The 20,987-nt window shown below is 63.9% G+C and carries 12 protein-coding genes; 9 read left to right on the forward strand and 3 right to left on the reverse strand.

Going from position 1 to position 20,987, the window contains the following annotated elements; translation table 11 throughout:
- The first annotated feature begins 37 nt into the window (after positions 1-37).
- The 3 genes from BTM36_RS15060 to BTM36_RS15070 are packed head-to-tail and all read left to right on the forward strand — an operon-like array spanning position 38 to position 3,838.
- Positions 38-943, forward strand: coding sequence for a xanthine dehydrogenase family protein subunit M (locus tag BTM36_RS15060; RefSeq protein ID WP_077236939.1), 906 nt, complete (start codon positions 38-40; stop codon positions 941-943).
- Positions 936-1,430, forward strand: a complete 495-nt coding sequence (locus tag BTM36_RS15065) for a (2Fe-2S)-binding protein (protein WP_006461857.1) — start codon at positions 936-938, stop codon at positions 1,428-1,430. Before BTM36_RS15060 ends, BTM36_RS15065 begins: the two co-directional genes overlap by 8 nt.
- Complete coding sequence (locus tag BTM36_RS15070; protein ID WP_077236940.1) at positions 1,427-3,838, forward strand: xanthine dehydrogenase family protein molybdopterin-binding subunit; 2,412 nt, start codon at positions 1,427-1,429, stop codon at positions 3,836-3,838. Before BTM36_RS15065 ends, BTM36_RS15070 begins: the two co-directional genes overlap by 4 nt.
- Before the next feature lie 145 nt (positions 3,839-3,983).
- Here the strand turns inward: BTM36_RS15070 and BTM36_RS15075 are convergent, their stop codons facing one another.
- On the reverse strand, positions 3,984-5,081 hold the full coding sequence (locus tag BTM36_RS15075) for a porin (RefSeq protein ID WP_077236941.1): 1,098 nt from the start codon (positions 5,079-5,081) through the stop codon (positions 3,984-3,986).
- Between the two features lie 617 nt (positions 5,082-5,698).
- Between BTM36_RS15075 and BTM36_RS15080 the strand changes: the two genes are divergently transcribed.
- The gene (locus BTM36_RS15080) at positions 5,699-7,249 is read left to right on the forward strand and encodes a methyl-accepting chemotaxis protein (RefSeq protein ID WP_168189789.1); all 1,551 of its coding nucleotides are present in this window, start codon (positions 5,699-5,701) and stop codon (positions 7,247-7,249) included.
- A 16-nt stretch (positions 7,250-7,265) separates the two neighbouring features.
- Positions 7,266-8,240: an XdhC family protein gene (locus BTM36_RS15085; protein WP_077236943.1), complete on the forward strand. Its 975-nt coding sequence runs from the start codon at positions 7,266-7,268 to the stop codon at positions 8,238-8,240.
- A 38-nt stretch (positions 8,241-8,278) separates the two neighbouring features.
- Here BTM36_RS15085 and BTM36_RS15090 read toward each other — a convergent pair whose 3' ends face one another.
- Positions 8,279-10,810, reverse strand: coding sequence for a chemotaxis protein CheW (locus tag BTM36_RS15090; RefSeq protein WP_077236944.1), 2,532 nt, complete (start codon positions 10,808-10,810; stop codon positions 8,279-8,281).
- A 491-nt stretch (positions 10,811-11,301) separates the two neighbouring features.
- Here BTM36_RS15090 and BTM36_RS15095 point away from each other — a divergent pair, with 491 nt between their 5' ends.
- The 4 genes from BTM36_RS15095 (at position 11,302) to BTM36_RS15110 (ending at position 16,961) form a co-directional block, all read left to right on the forward strand.
- Positions 11,302-14,628, forward strand: coding sequence for an autotransporter domain-containing protein (locus BTM36_RS15095; RefSeq protein ID WP_077236945.1), 3,327 nt, complete (start codon positions 11,302-11,304; stop codon positions 14,626-14,628).
- Positions 14,629-14,801: 173 nt separating this feature from the next.
- Positions 14,802-15,179: a response regulator gene (locus BTM36_RS15100; RefSeq protein ID WP_077236946.1), complete on the forward strand. Its 378-nt coding sequence runs from the start codon at positions 14,802-14,804 to the stop codon at positions 15,177-15,179.
- A gap of 183 nt (positions 15,180-15,362) precedes the next feature.
- On the forward strand, positions 15,363-16,511 hold the full coding sequence (locus BTM36_RS15105; protein WP_168189790.1) for a sensor histidine kinase: 1,149 nt from the start codon (positions 15,363-15,365) through the stop codon (positions 16,509-16,511).
- Between the two features lie 147 nt (positions 16,512-16,658).
- Positions 16,659-16,961, forward strand: a complete 303-nt coding sequence (locus BTM36_RS15110; protein WP_077236948.1) for a hypothetical protein — start codon at positions 16,659-16,661, stop codon at positions 16,959-16,961.
- 211 nt (positions 16,962-17,172) lie between these two features.
- Here BTM36_RS15110 and BTM36_RS15115 read toward each other — a convergent pair whose 3' ends face one another.
- Complete coding sequence (locus tag BTM36_RS15115) at positions 17,173-20,799, reverse strand: hydantoinase B/oxoprolinase family protein (protein WP_077236949.1); 3,627 nt, start codon at positions 20,797-20,799, stop codon at positions 17,173-17,175.
- Positions 20,800-20,987: the final 188 nt, after the last annotated feature.

The following is a 20,987-nucleotide window of genomic DNA, read 5'->3' on the forward strand; positions in this document are numbered from 1 at the left end:
GCGCCCACCCGGCCTGTCACAACTTATCGGATATTGCATGAAGGCATCAGGTTTCCAATACGCCCGCCCGAGTTCGCTGGAGGAGGCGTGCGCGCTGCTGGCTGAACACGGCAGCGATGCGCGCATCCTGGCCGGCGGCCAGAGCATGTTCGCCACCCTCAATCTGCGCCTGTCGGCGCCGAGCCTGCTCATCGACATCAATCGCATCGAGGCGCTCAAGGGCATCGTGCTGGCCGAGGATGCCAGCCATGTGCGCATCGGTGCCCTGGTGCGTCATGCCGAGACCGCCAGCTCACCGCTGGTGGAACAACATCTGCCCTTGCTGCACATGGCCATGCGCCATGTGGCCCATCCGGCGGTGCGCAACCGCGGTACCACCTGCGGCAGTCTGGCGCTGGCCGATCCGTCGGCGGAGATGCCGGCCTGCGCCATCACCCTGGATGCCTTGCTGGTGCTGCAGAGCCGTGACGGCGGCGTGCGCGAGGTGCCGGCAGTAGATTATTTCTTCGGTCTGTACGAGACGGCCCGCCAGGATGACGAAATCCTGATCGAAGCACTCTATCCGGCCTGCCAGCCGCAGGAGGTCTTCGGCTTCGACGAGCTGGCGCGCCGCCATGGGGACTTCGCGATGGTCGGCGTCGCGCTGCGGGCCAGCTATGCCGGGGGCATCATCAGCGACCTGCGGTTGACCACCTTCGGCACCGATCCCATGCCCATCCTGTCCACCGCGGCCGCTGCACTGGCGCAGGGGCAGGCGTGGTCCGTTGCGCTGGGCGAGGAGATCGCCAGGGCTGCCGTGGCCGAGCTCAATCCCGATCACAACCACTTCGGCAGCCCCGAGGTCAAGCGCCTGCAGGCGGCCGCCCTGATACGTCGCGTGCTGGCGGCGACCTTCGGCGCGCCGGCCGATTCAACCATTCCTTACGGAGCCAGCCATGGATGACCTGTCCGTCCGTTGCGTGGAACACGCCAACATCCAATTCACCCTCAATGGCAAGGACGTCAATTGCCTGGTGCCGGTGCGCCGCAACCTGGTGGACTTCCTGCGCCAGGACATGGGATTGACGGCCGCCCACGTCGGCTGCGAGGTCGGCGTCTGCGGTGCCTGCAATGTGCGCGTCGATGGCGCGGTGGTGCGCGGTTGCCTGATGCTGGCGGTGCAGGTCGACGGCCTGAGCGTGGAGACCCTGGAGGGGCTGGCCGAAAGCGGCGAGATCGCCGCCCTGCAACGCGCCTTTGTGACGCGCAATGCCATGCAATGCGGATTCTGTACGCCGGGCATGCTGATGACGGCCAACGAACTGCTGCAGGCCAAGGCCTGCCCCAGCCGCCTGGAGATCCGCGATGCCATCTCGGGCAATTACTGCCGTTGCACCGGTTACCAGGCCATCGTCGATGCCATCGAAATGGCCGCCGGGGAGGATGCATGAGCGCCGCCGCCCAGACCGCGGCCGCTGGCCTGATCGGCCGTAGCGTCGCCCGCGCGGATGCCGAGCGTTTCGTGGCCGGACGCGGACGCTATCTCGACGACCTGGTGCTGGCCGATATGCAGCATGTGGTGTTCTATCGCAGTCCGTTCGCGCGTGCGCGTATGCACGCGATCAATGTCGACGCCGCTGCGGCCATGCCCGGGGTGAGTGCGGTCGTCACCGGCGCCGACCTGGCCACCGTCTGCGCTGGCTGGACCACCCGCTTTGCCATGTGGCCGGAGCATGTCTCGGCACCGCAGAATCCGCTGGCCATCGATGAAGTGTTCTGGCAGGGCGAAGCGGTGGCGGCGGTGGTGGCCGCTACGCGCGCGCAGGCCGAGGACGCGCTCGAACTGATCGAGATCGACTGGGAGGAGGGCGAGCCCGTGGTGGACCCGAGCGCCGCACTGGAACCCGGCTGTCCACCCTGCCACCCGGCCATCGAGCACAACCTGGCGCTGGAGCGCAAGATCGGCAAGGGTGATGTGGCCGCCGCATTTGCCGGCGCTGCCCAGGTGGTACGACGCCGTTTCAGCTTCGGTCGCCAGACCGGTGTGCCGCTAGAGCCACGTGGCATCCTGGCCAGCTTTGACCGGCGCACCGGCGAGCTGGACATCCAGCAATCCCATCAGGCGCCCTTCCAGATGCAGGAGATCTACGCCAGTCTGCTGGGCCTGCCACTGGAGCGGGTCAGGGTCGCCAGCCCCGACGTGGGGGGCGCTTTCGGCATCAAGCTGCACGCCTATGCCGACGAGATTGCGGTGGTCGCCATTGCGATGCTGCTGGGCCGCCCCGTCAAATTCCAGGCGGACCGCCTGGAATCCTTCGTCTCCGATGTCCACGCCCGGGACGCCAGCGTCGAGGCGCAACTGGCGGTGGATGCCGAAGGACACCTGCTGGGGCTGGACGTGGATCTGCTGTTCTGCTTCGGGGCGGTGTCCGCCTACCCGCGTTCCAGTATCGGCGAAGCCTTGCAGGCGCTCGACCTGTGCGGCTCGGCCTACCGCATCGACGCCTTCCGCGGGCGGGTGCGCGGGGCCTTCGTCAACAAGGTACCGACCGGTGCCTATCGTGCCGTGGGCCAGCCTATCGCCTGCGCCGTCATCGAACAACTGATCGATGACGCGGCGGCGGCCATCGGCATGGATCCGGTCACCATGCGCCGCCGCAATCATCTGCCGGCGCGTCCGGCCGAGGCGCCGATGCTGCCTGCTGCCGGCGGCATCCCACTGGGCCCGCTGTCACTGGACGCCTGCATGGATCAGTTGCTGGAGAACATGGATTACCGCCAGTTGCGTGCCACGCAGGATGCGCTGCGCCAGCGCGGCGTCTATCGTGGCATCGGCTTGTGCACCTTCGTCGAGCTGACCGGCGTGGGCGCGGGCCTTTATGGACCCAATCAGGTCAGGGTGGCCGGCAAGGAGGGAGTGCGCCTGAGCCTGCTGCCCTCCGGTCACATCCAGTGCCGCACGAGCGCGACCGACCAGGGGCAGGGCACGCGCACTGGCCTGACCCAGATCGTGGCCCAGGCCATGGGTAGCCCGCTGGAGACGGTGGCGGTGGCGGCCGGCGACACCTCCCGCGATCCACTGGGGGGCGGTGCCTGGGCCTCGCGCGGCATTTCCCTGGCCGGGGAAGCTGCCCTGCTGGCCGCAGCGCAGCTGCGCGCCAATATCCTGGCGATCGCAGCGGCCCTTGGCGAGCAATCGCAGGACGGACTCGATATCGTCGATGGCATGATCATCGGGCGTGACGGCGAGGCCTTGATGAGCCTGGCGGAGGTGGCGCTCAAGGCGCATTACGATTCGACCGCCATCAAGCTGGACGTCATCCCGGAACTGACGGTGGAGCGCAGCTATGCGCCGACCGGCAAGCCCTACTTCGCCGCCAATGGCGTGCAGGCGGCGCAGGTCGAGGTCGATATCGAGACCGGCATGATCCGCGTGCTGGACGTATGGGTGGTGGAAGACTGCGGGCGTATCGTCAACCCTCTGCTGACCGATGAGCAGATCCGAGGTGGCGTGGTGCAGGGGATAGGCGCGGCCCTGTTCGAGCAGTGCATCTATTCCGAGAACGGGCAGATGAGCAATGCCTCGCTGGCGGACTATCTGATTCCGATGGCCTCAGAGATGCCCCAGATCCATGTGGGCCATGTGACCACGCCCGAGCGCGAAACCAGTCTCGGTGCCAAGGGGGTGGGCGAGGCCGGGACGGTGGGAGCCATTGGCGCCATCTGGTGCGCCGTCAACGACGCCTTGCGTCCCCTTGGGCAGGGTGTATGGCAGCAGCCGTTTACACCGGCACATGTGCTGGACGTACTGCATCATCCCGAGATGCGTCAGGGCGAGGCAAGACTGCCTCCCTTCTGAGGCTGGCCAGATGGAAGAGCAGGCGCCGTCGCGACGGCGCCTTTTTTTCGTCCCTCTCCGGCCCCTCCGGGACGCCCAAAAAAAACGGAACGCCTCGATGCGTTCCGCCAAGTCCTACAAAGGGATCCTCAGGAGTAAAGCTGCTTCAGAAGGTATGCCGGATGCCGGCCATCACGCTGGACTGGTTCTGGCCGACACCGACCGTGCTGCCGGAGCTGACGGCAATGGCGGCGTTGCCGCGATTCTTGATGTACGCATACGACGCGTAGAGGCTGGTGCGCTTGGACAGGAAGTAGATCGCCCGTGCCGTTCCCAGCGTGCTGTCGTCGGGTGAGTTGCGGGTATCCAGATGGGCCACCTGGCCTTCGACCTGCCACTGTGGCGTGAGCGCGTAGCTGGCGCCGAGATACCAGAGGTTGTAGTTGATATCGACCGCACGTTGCAGGTGGCGGGCAATCAGGCCACCACCGATCTTCAGATCGCCGACCTTGAACCAGCCATTGAACGAGGCGCGGTTGTCCTTGTAGTTGCTGCTGGTGAGCAGGTTGCCCGCCCCGGCGCCGCCGCGCAGGGTGTCGTAGGCGGTGGCCACGCCCCAAGTGGCAGTGTCGTACTTGATCAACGCCGTCCACTGGCGACAGGCTTGCGCATCGGCGGCGTTCTCGCCAGCGCAATTGGTGGCCGCAGGCCCGCCCGCCGTGGAGGTGTCGCGACCGAAGCTATAGGTGGCGCCCACGGTGGTGTTGCCGATCTTGTTCATGTAGCCCAGCGCATTGTCGCTGCGCGTGTTGGGCAGGTAGGAGTCCATGTTGGACAGGCCGTGGTTGGCCGGCCCCATGATGTCGGCGGCGATCAGCGAGATGGCCGTCATGTTGTACTGGCGACCCAGCGTGAAGGTACCCCAGGTCGGGTCCATCAGGCCGACATTGGATTGTCGTCCGAACAGGCGGTTGCCCTGGCCCATGCCGCCGGTGGTCGGCACGAAGCCGCTTTCCAGATTGAAGAAGGCGCGCATGCCACCACCCAGGTCCTCGACCCCTTTGAAGCCGATGCGCGAGGGCAGCAGTCCGGTCAGCGGCAGCGTACGCAGCTTGCCCTGGCCGGCGGCATTGGTGTGATTGAGATATTCGACCCCGGTATCGATGATGCCGTAGATGGTGACACTGCTCTGGGCCATCGCTTCGGTACCCAGCCCCCCCAGGCACAGGCCGGCGGAGACGGCGGCTAACAGACGTTTCTTCACTTTTATTTCCCCTTCAGGTTGAACAATCAAGACAGCGTTGAAAACCACCGCTGGCGGTGGCGCTACGGATGAATCGGACTGCAATGGATCTGAACGAGTGGGCGGCGCGGCGCCTGCTTTGATGTGCGTCAAATAATGAATGACATTATTTAATCTCAATAAAATGAATGTCAATCGTTATTGTCGTGTGAGGGGAAAGTTTTTTTGTCACGCGTCCTTGCCGGGGAAGGCAGGGCAGGATGGCTGGGGAAACAAATGGTGCAGCCGTCCCGTCACATGCACTTAAAAAAGAAGTTCAGCTGTCCATATTCGCGTTTTTGGTGCGTTTTTTATTCTTCATGCTCATGGAAGCCATATGCGTAGTGGATTGTGGAGCGATGTGAGGAAATGCTCGCTATCGCACACCTCTGCGCGCCGTCGTTGTTCGTGTACGACGCTGCGTTGCCGATGCCGTGACGCGGATAGTTCGAAGCGCTGCTGCACCACCTGATGATGATGTCGATAGCGGAATTCTTCTTGACATCGAAGGATGCAAAATAACAGAATGATGTTCGTTATTAATCGCGGGAAACTATCGCCGCCGGAGGGTTGGCCGGACGGTGCTGAGGAGGGGGATGGTGAGCCAGCAGCAAGATGGTCGCGCACTGCGGCCGGGACAGTATCTGATCAGCCGGACCAGCTCGGAGGGCATCATTACCTATGCCAACCAGGCGTTCGCCGACGAGGTGGGCATTCCCATGCAGGAGTTGGTGGGCATGCCCTACACGCGCCTGATCGATCCCGACGTGCCGACCGAAGCCGTCAAGGACATGCGCCGTACCACGATCGAGCAGGGACGCCGGTGGGCCGGACTGACCTGCATCCGGGGCAGCGATGGGCAGCGCATCTGGGCCATGACCAATGTCTCGCTGGTGCGGGAAGGCGGGCGCGTGATCGGATCGACCTCGGTGCGCACCCATGCGCCAGCGGAGCAGGTCAGTTTCGCCGCTGCCATGTTGCGCCGCTTCAAGGAGCGGCGCGCCTGTGGCTGGACCGTGCGCGGTGGCCAGTTCCTGCGCACCGGTCTGCCGGGGATGGTGCAGCGGCTGTGGCGACCGGGGTTGCTCAAGCGGATCGTGCTGTGGCAGGCCTTGCCGTTGGCGAGCGCACTGGCAGCCGGCCTGCTGTGGTCTGCAGCAAGCCGGGTGCCGGCACTGGTCATGCTGGCGGTGGCGTTGGCCATGCTGGTGCTGGGCAGTCTCTGGCAGCGACGACAGTTGATGCAGCCGCTGGAGCAGGCCACCGACTTTGCATATCGGATGGCTGCCGGTGATCTCGATGCGCCCCTTGATCAGACCGCCCAGCCACATGCCGCCGATCTGGTACGGGCGCTTCTGCTGATGAGGAGCAGCCTGGTCAGCCTGATCGGCGAAGTCGGTCGTGATGTGCATGGCGTGACGCGGGCCTGTTCGGACATCGCGGCCGGCAACATGGACCTGTCCCAGCGCACCGAGAGCCAGGCATCGTCGCTGCAGGAGATTGCCTCCAGCATGGAGGAACTGGCCGCCACCATCCAGAACAATGCCGATCACGCCGTCTCTGCGGCGGCCAATGCGATGGCAGCTGCGGATGTGGCGCAACGCGGTGGGCAGGCCTTCGATCGCATCGTTCAGACCATGCAGGCGATGGCCGAGGATGCCGCGCAGATCGGACAGATCGTCAAGGTGGTCGAGGCCATCGCCTTCCAGACCAATATCCTGGCGCTCAATGCCGCAGTGGAGGCAGCCCGTGCCGGCGAGAACGGACGCGGCTTCGCCGTGGTGGCCAGCGAGGTGCGTACGCTGGCCCAGCGCAGCACTACGGCAGCACGCGAAATCGCCGAGCTGATCACCGCATCGCTACGCAGCGTGAGCCAGGGACAGGCGCAGGTGAAGACCTCGGCGACCACCATCACGGAGGTGGTCTCATCCATCGGTGGCGTGAGCGGCCTGATCGACGAGATCTCCCGCGCCAGCATCGAGCAGCGCGAGGGCGTGCAGCAGGTGGCGGCGGCATTGTCTTCGCTGGATCGCATTACCCAGCAGAATGCGGCGTTGGTGGAGCAGGCTGCGGCCTCGTCGGCGTCGCTGGTGGAGCAGGCCGGGGCGGTGAAGCTGTCGATGGGCGTATTTCGTCTGGCCGCGGTCTGAGGCAGGGCGGGCAGACATGGAAAGCCTGGATCTGGAGGTCTTGCGCACGGCCTGCGACTGGCGGCGGCAAGGACACCAGGTACACCTGTTCACGGTGGCGCGCACCTGGGGCAGCGCGCCCCGCAGTCCCGGGGCGATGCTGGCCATCCGGGACGATGGTCGCGTGGTCGGATCGGTCTCCGGCGGATGCGTCGAGGATGACCTCATCGAGCGCGTGCGTCAGGAGGGCGCGACGTCTGTGCGCCCCACCGTTCTGGAATATGGCACCACGCGGGAGCAGGCCGCACGGTTTGGCTTGCCCTGTGGAGGAACCCTGGTCCTGGTACGCGAATCGCTGCCGGGCTCCGGCTGGCTCGACGACGTGCTGGAGGTCACCGCCGCGCAGGGGCGCATCCGGCGCCGGCTCGATCTGGCCAGCGGCCTGTCCCGCTGCACGCGGCTGGGCCATGCCGACGGTGCCTTGCCCGGGCCAGTGCTGGCGCAGCCTGACTTCACCGTATGCTACGGGCCGCGCTGGCGCCTCTTGATCATCGGCGCCGGACAGCTGTCACAGGCGCTGGCCAGGATGGCGATGATGCTCGACTACGAGGTCCTGGTCTGCGATCCGCGCGAGGAGTATGCGGCGGGCTGGCATATCGCCGGTACCCGGCTGGTCGCCGGCATGCCCGATGATGTGGTGCTGGAGATGAAGCCGGATTCCCACACCGCCATCGTGGCACTGACCCACGATCCCAAGCTAGATGACATGGCCCTGCTGGAGGCGCTGACTTCTTCGGCCTTCTATGTCGGCGCCCTGGGTTCGCGTGCCAGCAGCCAGCGCCGTCGCGAGCGGCTGGCCTTGTTCGATCTCGGCGCGGCGCAGATTGCGCGGCTGCATGCGCCGATCGGTCTGCCTATCGATAGTCACAGGCCGGCTGAAATCGCCGTCTCCATCCTGGCGCAGATGACAGCCGTCAGGAATGCCGCGGGTCTGTCCGGCGGTGACGGCTGAGGGCGGGCAAGCGAGGGCGGCTGTCCGTCACCCCCGCCTCAGGATGCGGCCAGGTAGGCCTCCTTGCTCGGACCGAAGAAATTCATGACGATGCGTTCCACATCCACCACCTGGATGGTGTCGCCAGGCTTGGCGGTCCGGATCAGGTTGCCGATGTAATTGACGCCACCGCCGAACATGATCAGCGGCGCATCGATGTGGCTTTCGCCGAATTCCAGTACGTCATGCAGACCATCGACCAGCAGTCCGACCAGGCGTCCGGCATGGCGCACGATGACGATCTCGCGGCTGTCGGCGGTGGTCGATGCGGTCGACAGCAACAGCTGGCGCATATCCACCACCGGTACGAACACCGATTTGGCCGCGCCTCCTTCGTGATAGTCCAGCGCACCCGCCAGCACCGGTTTGAAGGTGGAGGTGGAAAGCATGCGCGAGGCTTCGATGGCTTCGATCACGTTGCCGGCCGGCAGTGCGAAGACAGCGCCGTCGATGGTGACGGTGGCGAATTCGCGCAGCTTGCCGCCGCTGCTGGCGACTTCGATATCGGCGCCGTCGAGCGCACGCACGGCGCCGCTCTGTTGGCCGATGGGCGTGAAGACCATGGCAATCACGTCGTTGACGTAATCGTCGCTGTTCTTGTACTCGCGATAGCCGAATGAGGTGGTGTGGCCGACCACCATGTAGTGGCCGTCATGGATGCGGATTTCAGCTGCGCTGCTGCCGTTGGCGCTGCTGCTGGTGGCCGCGCCTAGCGGCAGCACGCTGCCGGGCGGGTAACCCGGGTGGGTGCTGGAAATGACCTGTCCCTGGCGGTCGGTATAGGCGGCGAAGGCGCCTTGCTGCTCGGGCAGGGCAGAGCCCAGCATGTTGGCGAACTCGGGCGTGGCATCGAACACGATGGCGATGCCGCCGACCGGCGGACCGCTGCGCTCGGGGTGGAAGATGGCCGCGCTGTAGAGATAGGTGGCCGCACCATCGTAGAGTGCCGTCGCTTCGAAGGGCGACACGCAGTATTGGCCCGGATCGCTCAGGCGCATGGTATTGCGCAGCAGTTGTTCGTCCACCCGCAGGCTGCCGCCGGAGGCGCCGGGATTGCTGCCCTCGCTGTCTTCGGCCAGGGGCTTGCTCATCGCGACGATGTGGCCGTGGCTGTCGAATACCACCAGCCTGGTGTAGACGGTGTAGAGCGCATTGATGGAGGCCAGGATTTTCTGGAGCTCGGCCAGTTCGGCGGGCCGCCGCGTTTCCTGGGCCAGCAGCTGGCGCAGGCGCGGGGTCAGTGCCCACCAGCGGCAATCGTTGGCGCGTTCGTAGAGATTGCGGTCCATGATGTCGACCATCAGGCGCGAGATGTACTGCAGGTCCTGCAGGCTCGACGACAGCGCCGTGGCATACAGGTCGAGGATGGATTCGCGGAAGACCTCGTTGGTCTCGTCACCGGTCTGGCTGATTTCCTGCAGGATGGCCTTGAGCCGCAGCAGGTCGCCAGCGTCGCCCGAGGCCATGATCTTGCCGTTCCACACCACGCGCCGCAGCGAGTGGTTGATGGAGTCGGCCAGCAGCGTGACGTCATGCAGGGGCGGGCAGAAGGAGCGGGCGTGTGACATCACGCCGGCCAGCAGGTCCGCGTCGTATTGCGAGAGCATGTCCTGGCCAGGCTGACGGAAGGCCACATCGCAGGCCACCATCACGTGGCCGTACCAGCCGGGGCCACTGTAGCCCTGGTAGTTGCGCGCGGCGCAGGTACGCGCCAGGTAGTCGCGCCCGGCATGGGTCACCAACTGGTAGGGGCCTTCCAGCGCCAGCGGCACGGTGCGGCCGACCGGCACATGTTCGACATCGCTGCTGGCGATGACGCGTCCGTCCTGGTCCAGCATGAGCATGACGCTGCGGTCGTTGGGCTTGCGCAGTCCGCCGAAGACGTCGTCCATCTCCACCGCCACCGGGAAGCACAGGCACAGCACGCCGATGGTCTTGCCATCCTCGGGGTTGACGATCTTGTGGGAGTAGATCAGGGAGCGTTCGCTTCCGCCGCGCAGATCGGTGACGGCAAAGGTCTCCAGATAACCGTTGGCGGCCAGGGTGCGCGCTACCAGCGGGTCGCGGGATTGCGTGACGGTATTGGCAGGGTCGAGATTGGCCAGCACCTGTCCCTGTGGATCGAGAATGAAGATCTCGTCATAGACCGTGTACTTTTGCCGGTAGGCATTGAGTCGCGCCACGATCTGGTGGCGCTCGCCGTCCGGCCCGGCCAGGATGAACTGGCGGATGGCCTCGTCCATGGCCAGGAAGCCAACATCGGCCGTGCGCTCGAACAGGTTGCGGACCACGATGTCGATGATGACCCGGGCCTTGAATTCGAACTCCTGCACCACTTTCGATACGTTCTGTTGCACCAGATTGGCGATGAGCCTCTTTTCCAACTGGTTGAAGCCCTCGCGCGTCACCTTGATGGTGGGCAGGATGCTCTTGGCTTCGGTGGGACATACCATCTTGGCAGTCGACTCGATCAGGCGCCAGGCAACGCTGAGCTCCCTGAGCGAACGTTCGCAGTCGACGACCGCAGGCATATGCCGCAAAAATTCTTCAGTCTGTTTATTGTCATGCATGATCTTGTGAACTACCCGTTGAAACCCCCATTGACACTAAGCAAGTTGCGCGCCAATGAGAACGCTTTTCGTCTGGCTGGAAGCGTGTTCCCGCCTGCCGGGACAGGCATGTGACAGGCACATGACCGCGGCATGACAGACCTGTGACAGACGCGTAACAGCGACGTCCACGGGACGTAAAAACGACGTAACAAGGAAGCAAGCGAAGTCGTGACCGCTGGCCATTCATCGCCACTGTCGCAAAAATGATGCTCAGCAGTAATTGCCTGCAGCCCATAGATCGGGCTGCAGGCAAGGCTGGTGGTGATCTGCGCAATCAGGGGTGGAAAACCGTCCTATTTGCCGGCTTTGCCCCTTCTCTGGCTGTTGTACGGTGGCGCCTTTACAAAAACACGTAAAACGTTAAGAAACGCGCCAGAGGCCGGAACGGCCGGCGCCATCAGGGGGGTAGCATGAAGGGCTTGGTATTGAAGGCCGTCGCCGCAGCGGCGATGTTGGCCTGCGCGCAGACACAGGCGCAGACCTATGAATCACACACGATCCTGGACCGCAATCAGGTGCCGATCTTCGAGGCCCGCTTCTACGGGCCTGCTGACGGTGACTTCCAGAAAGAGGGGGACACGTTCCAATCCTCGCCGTTTGCGCTCTCGGACATGTTCAAGCAGCAGACCCTGGCGGGGCTTCGACAGTGGGCCAACTATATCAAGGTGATCCCCGGTACGTCCCCGGCGGTGATCAATATCGGTAGCGAGGATGGCGACGACAACGCCCATGCCGACAGTCCGTTGGTGCCTGGCCTGCGCATCGCGCCGACCCAGGTGCAGGCGGCGCTGCAGAATCTGCAGGCTGGCAAGTTGACACTGGGTGCGCATGGCTTCGTGGGTATTGGCAACCTGCCGGTGAGTACCAACGACTACATTCCTTCCCAACTGCCGCGCAATGTCACAGGCTGGGATCTGCCGGCGGTCGCTTTTCACGAGATCGGACATGCACTGGGGATCGGCTCTAATGTCAAAGAAACCGAGCAGTCCTCCGGCCCTTCCGTGTATAACTTCAGCGACAAGATCAGCCAGTGGACCTCCCACCTGCGCGACGACAACGGCAAGGCGGCCCAGCCCGGCCAGGTGATCTGGTGCATGACATGCAGCAAGGTGAGCGGTGCCGATGTGTTCGACGTCAGCAAGAACTCGGGGTATTTCATCGGTCCGAATGTGGCGCAGGTGCTGGCCGGCTCCGGGATGCGCGGCATACCGCTCAGCACCGGTACCGAGACCGATTCCGATCCGCCATTCATGTCGCATCTGGAGCTCAAGAACAGCCTGATGAGCCATCAGAGCTACCGCAACTACACCACCTTCATGGAAGCCGAACTGGCGATCCTGCAGGACCTGGGCTATGACATCGACCGTCGCAATTTCTTCGGGCGTTCCGTCTACGCCGACGGCCAGGTGATCCTCAACGACGACGGTTTTTTCCAGCGCAATGCAGAAGGCAGCGCCTACCTGCCCAATACCTATAACCTGGCCACGCTGGGCCTGGGCCTGCATGTCTACGGCAGCAACAATACCATCTACCAGCGCGCCGACCTGCTCTCGGCTGGCGCAGGTGGCGCGGGCATGCGTATCGACGGCGCCGGCAACCATATCATCATCCTGCCCGGTACCCGGGTCTATGCCGATGGTGCCTATGGGCGCGGGGTGATGTTCACCTATGGCAAGGACCACACCTTCACCCAGCGCGGTGACGTGCAGGCCCTGGGCGAGGACGGCATCGCAGTGAGTTTCGACTTCGGCAACAATATCCTGGGCAATGACGGCGACTACCGTGGCTCCTACATCTACCGGGGATCGCAGACCACCGGCTCCCTGCTGGCGGAGCTGGATGGCCCGCTGGTCAGCCGCTTCGACCTGACCGGGCGCCTGGCCGGCCGCAGTGCCGCCATCTATATCTCCAGCAACGCCTATGTGGGCCAGATCAACGTCATGCGCGGCGCTTCGCTGCAGGGCGATATCCGTTCCGACTATGCCGAGCTCGACGGTAGTGCGCCACGCCTGACCACCCTGAGCTTCGGTTACCTGCCGGACGGCGATGGCCGCGCCACCGCTTCGGCCGATCCTGGCTTCGCATTGCGCTATGACGGCAATATCGTGGGCATCGACAATCTGTCGCTGGCGTTCGAGGGCGGCACCACCTTCCTGACCGGCGACCACCAGATCTACCAGGTCAATATCGCCCAGGGCGCCCTGCTGGGTGGCAGCAGCCGCTATACCTTGAATAGCGCCGGCCTGTTCACCAACCATGGCACGCTGGCCCCCACGCTGGGCAGCAACATCACGGTGGTCGGCAATTACGCGCAGGGGGCCGACGGCCGGTTGCAGACCAGCGTGGACGGCAGTGGCAACATCAGTTCCCTGGTCGTCAGCGGCAACGCGGCGCTGGATGGCAGCCTGACCATCGCCCCGCAACGCAGCTGGTACGCAAACCGTTTCGCGCTCACCAGCGATCAATGGCTGCAGGCCGGCAGCGTCAGCGGCGCGTTTGCGTCGGCCAGCGCCCTGCTGGCTTCGCCCACCCTGGTGGCTGACGTCAGCGCAGCGGGCGGCCTGAGCTATACCGTTTCGGTGCAGCGCCGCGATGCAGCCTATTCGCGCTACGCCAACGATGACGTGACGCTGCAGGTCGCGCGTTCGCTCGACGTGGCAGCGGGCAATGCCCGTGGCGACCTGCGTTCGCTGGTGGCCGCGCTGGACTTTTCGGCGGCCGACGGCAGTGCCATCGCGCCGGCATTGCGGCAGCTGTCGCCGGTGGCCTATGGCGAAATGTTCTCCGGCGCCTTGCTGCGTGAGCGGCACATCGGTGATCTGGTGGCCGCCCGCGCACCGGCTGTAACGATGCTGGACGGACAGGTGCCGGCGGGCAGCGACTGGACCGCGTTCGCCATGCCTTTCGGTAGTGCCTACTGGCGCGACCGGTCCGAGCATGCCGTGGGCGCCAACGGCAATACCTATGGCGTGGTGCTGGGGGTGGAGCGCAGTGGCCTGGCCATGGATGGCTGGACGGTGGGTCTGCATGGCGCGGTCAGTGGGCAGTCGACCCGGGTCGATGGCCGCACCCCGGCATCCGGTGAGACCTCGGCGCTGGATGTAGGCGCACACCTGGTCTATGCTGCCGATCCCCTGGCCGGACCGCATGCCTTTGCCCAGGCCCGCGTGGGCGTGGAAGACGGGCGCCTGGACCGCAAGATCGGTTTCAACGGATATCAGAGCGCGCCGCGTGGCACCTGGACTGGCACCGTCGCCAGCGCCACGCTGGGTGGTGGCTGGCGCTGGCGCATCGGCGAGGGCAGCAGCGCCGGGCCGCTGGCCGGTCTCGACTATACGGTGCTGTCGCGGCCTGCGATCACGGAAAACAATACGGACGGGCCGGGCCTGCAACTGGACAGCAATTCCTTCCGTTCCATGCGTGCACGCCTGGGGGGTGAATGGCGCAGCGACCTGTCGCTGGCCTCGGGGCGGCAGGTCCGTGCCAATCTGCGTGCCGGCGTGAGCCGCGACATGCTGGCGCGTACGACCACGCAGACAGCGCGCCTGGCGGGATATCCCGACGTCGCATTTGCGGCAAGCAGTGAAGTGATCCAGCGCGACAGCCTGGACCTGCAGGCCGGCGCCTCCTACCGGGTACGGCAGGACATGGTGGTCGACGCATCCTTGTCCAGCACGCTCTGGCGCGGCGGTGATGCAGAGCTGACGGCGGCCGTCTCTGCGAACTGGCGTTTCTGATCCTTGTGCGCGGCAGGCCGTGCCATGGTCGCGCTTTGTGCGATTTTTCCTACGTCGACGTAGGCGATTTTTTGCGAGTTTTGAGTGATTCCCTGATCCCGGTGGCGATCAGGGCGCCTCATAATCGATATTGACGCCCATCTCGGGCGCTGTACGAGAGAGCGGACTCATCCATGCAACGAACGGAAATTGCCCGCACCATTCTGGTGGTGGAAGACAACACCGATGTCCGCGCACTTTTCTGCGAAGTGCTACGGACCGAAGGCTATCAGGTCCTGGAGGCTGCCAACGGCGCACAGGCCTATGAGCTGCTGCTCGACCCACAGCAGAGGGTGGATGTCGTCCTTACCGACCTGCGCATGCCGGTCATGGATGGGTTGGAGCTGGCGACCAAACTTAAATCCGAGGCCCAATTCGCGGCGATTCCCGTGGTCCTGCTAAGTGCCACGCCGATGAAGAACTCCTGGCAGGCACGCGAAAACTTTGCGGCCCTGCTCACCAAGCCTTGTGCCTTCAGCTTGTTGCTCTCCACCGTTGAGGCCGTCCTGTAGGGAACAGGCTGTCCGGATAGCTGGTGCATGGGGGAGCGGTTTGTCCACCATGCGGCATTGACGCGTGATCCCTGGTTTCTGCGGGGAATCTTTCCGCTCATCAGGAACAATCCATTGGCTTTTTCGTTCTCATTTTCCTAAAGCTCCAACAACTGGAAGTCTGATCCGGAGGAAGAAAAAAAAATGTCAAACAGACCTGTGCTGCGCTTGTCCGACTTCATCCGCTCCCGCATGGAGTTGATCCTGGAAGCCTGGGAGCAATTCGCCAGAACGATCACCACGCCCGCCTTGACCATGGATTCGAAAGCACTGAGGAACCACGCCTCGGTGATGCTGCGAGCCATTGCCGATGATCTGGACAATACTCAGACCGAGGCCGAGGGCATCGTCAAATCGGAAGGGCGTGCGCCACGCGCCGCCGATGACACCGCGGCCGAGACCCACGCTATCGCCAGGCTCTTGTCGGGCTTCAATGTGGAGCAGCTGGCTTCCGAATACCGTGCCCTGCGCTCCAGTGTTTTGCGGCTCTGGGCGCGGGAATGGAAGGAGGGGTATGAAACCAATGTGGACGACATCACACGCTTCAACGAGGCCATCGATCAGGCGCTGGCCGAATCGCTGGCACGCTACACCAGACTGTTCGAACAGTCGCGCAATCTGTTCCTGGCCATCCTGGGCCACGATCTGCGCAATCCGCTGGGTGCGACCATCCAGGGGGCGCAGATATTGCTGCTGGCGGACGATATCAACGATCAGCACCGCAAGATTGCCGCGCGCATCTACAACAGCGGTCATCGCATGAGCAAGCTCGTCAGCGACCTGCTCGACTATACCAGGACCCACCTCGGAGCCGGCCTGCCGCTGGACGTGAAGTCCGCCAACATGGGCGAGATCGCAAGACGCGTGATCGACGAAATCGGCAGCGCCCACCCGGACCGGGACATCGTATTGAAGAGTTCGGGGAGGCTGGACGGTCATTGGGACGCTGGCCGTATTGCACAGGCCTTGTCCAATCTGCTTGGCAACGCCATACAACACGGTCTGCCTGCTGAACGCATCCTCATCGCGATCGACGCCGGCGATGAGGAGGTGGTCGTTTCCGTCAATAACCGCGGACCTGTGATTCCGGAAGAGCAGCTCCAGGCCATCTTCGAGCCATTGGTGCGTCTGGTGGCCTCCAACAGCAAGGAGGGGGACCGGCCCGGCAGCATGGGGCTGGGTCTCTACATCGTGCGGGAGGTGGCGATCGCACACGGCGGCTCTGCCACGGCGAGCTCATCGGCTGGCGAGGGCACGACGTTTGCCATTCGCCTGCCGCGCAGTGGCCGGTAGCACTGGGGCAAGCCTGCGGATTTCGATGACGTCTCCGACAGCGGGCGCCTACGCCAGCAGAAGCCATTGGCCGATACGCGCGAAGAGGCCGCAGATCGATGATGCACCTACTGCGCATGAGCGCAGCATCAAACCAGGAGCGAAGACATGTCGAACCAGAATCAAGGCGGAACCCGCGGCGGTTCCCAAGAGCAGCATGTGCAAGCCGGTCAGCAGAGTCACAAGAACGATCAACAGAATCAGAGCAGCAACCAGGCGGGACAGCAGCAAGGCGGTGGCACGCGGGGCGGTTCGAGCGAGCAGCACTCGCAGGCTGGCCAGCAGAGCCACAAGAATGACCAGCAGAACCAGAGCAGCAGCGGTTCGGGTCAGCAGCAAGGCGATTCGTCGCGCGGTGGCTCACACGAGCAACACGTCAAGGCCGGCCAGCAAAGCCACAAGAATAGCTAAGCAGGGTGGGCAACGAATCTGAAGCCCGACGTATCGGCCGCTTCAGAAAAAAGCGGCGTCGCCTTCGATATCGAAGAGGACGCCGCAAAGAGACACACTACCACCAGAAGTACTACTTGCTACGGCACTACACGGTACTGCTCGGTACTACTCCGTACTGCTACTGCGCTTACAACCCACTACTCTCTACTTCTCCTCGCCCGGGGCAGTCTCAGACGGGCTTTCCATAACCGCCGCCACCCGGCGTTTCGATGACGAACACTTCGCCGGCCTGCATCTCGGTGCTGGCGACAAAGCCGACATCCTCTTCCCGACCATCGTTACGGATCACATAGTTGCGGCCGCATTTGCCAGGATCGCCACCATCGGCACCGAAAGGCGGCACGATGCGGTTGTTGGAGAGGATCGATGCCGTCATCGGTTCCAGGAAGCGGATCTTGCGGATGCCGCCGTTGCCGCCGTGCCAGGCGCCTGCACCACCGGAGCCATCACGGATCTCATAGCTCTCCAGACGGACCGGATAACGCCATTCCAGGATTTCCGGATCGGTCAGGCGTGAATTGGTCATGTGGGTCTGCACCACGTCGGTACCGTTGAAACCCTTGCCGGCCCCCGAGCCACCGGAAATGGTTTCGTAATACTGGTAACGGCCGTTGCCGAAGGTGAAGTTGTTCATCGTGCCCGGTGCCGACGCCAGCACGCCAAGTGCGCCGTACAGGGCATTGGTGATGCAGCTGGAGGTTTCCACGTTGCCCGAGACCACGGCTGCGGGATAGCGCGGATTGAGCATCGAGCCTTCCGGGATGATGACGTTCAGGGGCTTCAGGCAACCGGCATTGAGCGGAATCTCGTCATCCACCAGCGTGCGGAAGACATACAGCACCGCGGCCATGCAGATGGCGCTGGGCGCGTTGAAGTTGTTGTTCAGCTGCGGCGAGGTGCCGGTGAAATCGATGTCGGCGGTACGCTGCTCGTGGTTCACGCGGATGGCGACCTTGATCACGGCGCCATTGTCCAGCGGATAGTCGTAGCTGCCGTCCTTCAACAGGGTGATGACGCGCCGCACCGCTTCTTCCGCGTTGTTCTGGACGTGATCCATATAGGCCTTCACCACGTCCAGGCCGAAGTGATCCACCATCTTCAGCAGTTCTTCCACGCCCTTCTGGTTGGCCGCGATCTGGGCTTGCAGGTCGGCCAGGTTCTGGGCGATGTTGCGCGCCGGGTAGGGGCCGGAGCCGAGCAGGGCCACGGTTTCCTGTTCCAGGAAGCGGCCGCCGCGTACCAGCTGGAAGTTGTTGATGAGGATGCCTTCTTCCTCCACCACGGTGCTGTTGGCCGGCATGGAGCCGGGGGTGATGCCGCCGATGTCGGAGTGGTGGCCGCGCGAGCCGACATAGAACAGGATCTCGCGGCCATCCTTGTCGAAGGCCGGCGTGATCACGGTGATGTCGGGCAGGTGGGTGCCGCCGTGGTAGGGATCGTTGAGCATGAACACATCGCCCGGCCGCATCTTGCCGGCGTTCTCTCGGATGATGGTGCGGATGCTCTCGCCCATGGAACCCAGGTGCACCGGGATGTGCGGCGCATTGGCGATGAGGTTGCCCTGGGCATCGAAGAGGGCGCAGGAGAAGTCCAGGCGTTCCTTGATGTTGACCGAGAAGGCAGTGTTCTGCAGGCGCAGGCCCATCTGTTCGGCAATGCTCATGAAGAGATTGTTGAACACCTCCAGCATGACCGGGTCGGCGTCGGTGCCGATGGCCTTGCGTTGCGGGCGGGCCTGGTAGCGCTGCATCATCAGATGGTTCAGCGGTGTGACTTCGGCCAGCCAGCCGGGTTCGACGATGTTGGTCGCGTTCTTCTCGGCCACGATGGCCGGGCCGTGGACGATGTCACCGGGGCGCATGTCTTCGCGACGGTACAGGGCGGTGTCGTGCCACTGGCCGCCGGAGAACAGGCGCACCGTTTCGGTGACGGTCAACGGTCCCTGGCGCGGGGGCAGGTGTTCGGGCTTTTCTTCGCGGTCGGTGGAGATGCCGATGGCTTCCACCGAGATGGCCTCGACGATCATGGTCTTTTCCGGCATCAGGAAGGAATAGCGCTTCTTGTAGGCGGACTCGAACTGCTCGACCATGCCGGCCAGGTCGCCGAAGTTGACCACGATCACCGAATCGGTGCCGTCATAGCGCAGGTGGGCGCGCTGGATGACGTTGATCTGCTGTGCTGCCACGCCCTGGGTGAGGAGGTCGTTCCTGGCCTCCTCGGAGAGCTTGCCGAGTTCGGCATCGAGTTGACCCAGCGACTGCGCGGACAGGGGCAGTTCCATGGCCTGTTCGCGCATGGCGGTCTGGTCGGCCAGACCCATGCCGTAGGCCGACAGCACGCCGGCGAAGGGGTGCGCGAAGACGCGCGTCATGCCCAGCGCATCGGCCACCAGGCAGGCGTGCTGGCCACCGGCGCCGCCGAAGGTGGTGAGGGTGTAGTCGGTGACGTCGTGACCGCGCTGCACCGAGATGAACTTGATGGCGTTGGCCATGTTGCCGACGGCGATCTCGATGAAGCCTTCGGCCACTTCTTCCGGCGTACGGCGATTGCCGGTCTGTTGATAGATCTGTTCGGCCAGTTCGCTGAACCTGGCGACCACGGCATCGCGATCCAGGGCTTCGTCGGCAGCGGGGCCAAAGACCTTGGGGAAGTAGGCCGGCTGGATCTTGCCCAGCATGACGTTGCAGTCGGTGACCGCCAGCTGGCCGCCACGGCGATAGCTGGTCGGGCCGGGGTTGGCGCCGGCACTGTCCGGGCCGACGCGATAACGGGTGCCGTCGAAATGCAGGATGGAGCCACCGCCGGCAGCCACGGTGTGGATGCTCATCATCGGGGCGCGCATGCGCACGCCGGCAACTTGGGTCTCGAACTCGCGCTCGAATTCACCGGCATAGTGCGACACGTCGGTCGAGGTGCCGCCCATGTCGAAGCCGATGATCTTGTTGAAGCCAGCGGTCTCGGCGGTACGCACCATGCCGACGATGCCGCCGGCCGGGCCGGAGAGGATGGAGTCCTTGCCCTGGAAGCGGTGGGCGTCGGTCAGGCCGCCGTTGCTCTGCATGAAGAGCAGGCGCACGCCATCCATCTCGCTGGCGACCTGGTCCACGTAGCGGCGCAGGATGGGGGAGAGGTAAGCATCGACTACGGTGGTGTCGCCGCGCGAGACCAGCTTCATCATGGGGCTCACTTCATGGGAGACCGAGACCTGGGTGTAGCCCAGCTCGGTGGCGATGTCGGCCAGCTTCTTTTCGTGTTCGGTGAAGCGATAGCCGTGCATCAGCACGATGGCCACGGCGCGATAGCCCTCCTGGTGCAACGCCGCCAGTTGCTGGCGCACCGAAGTGGTGTCCAGTGGCGTGATCACTTCGCCGTGGGCGCCCAGGCGCTCGTCGACTTCCACGACTTTTTCAAACAGCAGTTCAGGCAGGACGATGTGGCGATCGAACAGGCGCGGGCGGTTCTGGTAGGCGATGCGCAAGGCATCGCGGAAGCCCCGGGTGATCAACAGCACGGTCGGATCGCCCTTGCGTTCGAGCAGGGCATTGGTGGCGACAGTGGTACCCATCTTCACCGCTTCGACCACCTGTGGCGAAATCGCCTCACCGGGTTTGAGTCCCAGCAGACGCTTGATGCCGGCCACGGCCGCATCCTTGTATTGCTCGGGATTTTCCGACAGCAGCTTGTGCGTCAACAGCGTGCCATCCGGCTTGCGCGCGACGATGTCGGTGAAGGTGCCACCGCGGTCGATCCAAAACTGCCAACGCTGCTCCCCCAACAAATTCTGACCTTGTTCCATGGACGCCTAACCTTTCTGAATTAACTTTATTAGTGCAGTTTATTGATGAATTATTGAGATAGTGCACTCAAAACGTGCGATTAAGTCCTGCTTGCTGAGCCGGCCGATCCCCCGCCGAAAATCCTGAACAGGCCTGAAACCCTTGCTGCGCCTGTGTTTTCTACCTTGTCCCCACTCGACTTCAAATT

The organism is Herbaspirillum sp. VT-16-41, from assembly GCF_001994935.1.
Classification (GTDB): domain Bacteria; phylum Pseudomonadota; class Gammaproteobacteria; order Burkholderiales; family Burkholderiaceae_D; genus Herbaspirillum; species Herbaspirillum frisingense.

Bases quoted from the DNA above. Each gene is read 5' to 3' on its own strand.
- BTM36_RS15095 (WP_077236945.1), top strand. From the start codon at position 11,302: ATGAAGGGCTTGGTATTGAAGGCCGTCGCCGCAGCGGCGATGTTGGCC.
- BTM36_RS15060 (WP_077236939.1), top strand. From the start codon at position 38: ATGAAGGCATCAGGTTTCCAATACGCCCGCCCGAGTTCGCTGGAGGAG.
- BTM36_RS15100 (WP_077236946.1), top strand. From the start codon at position 14,802: ATGCAACGAACGGAAATTGCCCGCACCATTCTGGTGGTGGAAGACAAC.
- BTM36_RS15115 (WP_077236949.1), bottom strand. From the start codon at position 20,799: ATGGAACAAGGTCAGAATTTGTTGGGGGAGCAGCGTTGGCAGTTTTGG.
- BTM36_RS15110 (WP_077236948.1), top strand. From the start codon at position 16,659: ATGTCGAACCAGAATCAAGGCGGAACCCGCGGCGGTTCCCAAGAGCAG.
- BTM36_RS15105 (WP_168189790.1), top strand. From the start codon at position 15,363: ATGTCAAACAGACCTGTGCTGCGCTTGTCCGACTTCATCCGCTCCCGC.
- BTM36_RS15065 (WP_006461857.1), top strand. From the start codon at position 936: ATGGATGACCTGTCCGTCCGTTGCGTGGAACACGCCAACATCCAATTC.
- BTM36_RS15090 (WP_077236944.1), bottom strand. From the start codon at position 10,810: ATGCCTGCGGTCGTCGACTGCGAACGTTCGCTCAGGGAGCTCAGCGTT.
- BTM36_RS15070 (WP_077236940.1), top strand. From the start codon at position 1,427: ATGAGCGCCGCCGCCCAGACCGCGGCCGCTGGCCTGATCGGCCGTAGC.
- BTM36_RS15085 (WP_077236943.1), top strand. From the start codon at position 7,266: ATGGAAAGCCTGGATCTGGAGGTCTTGCGCACGGCCTGCGACTGGCGG.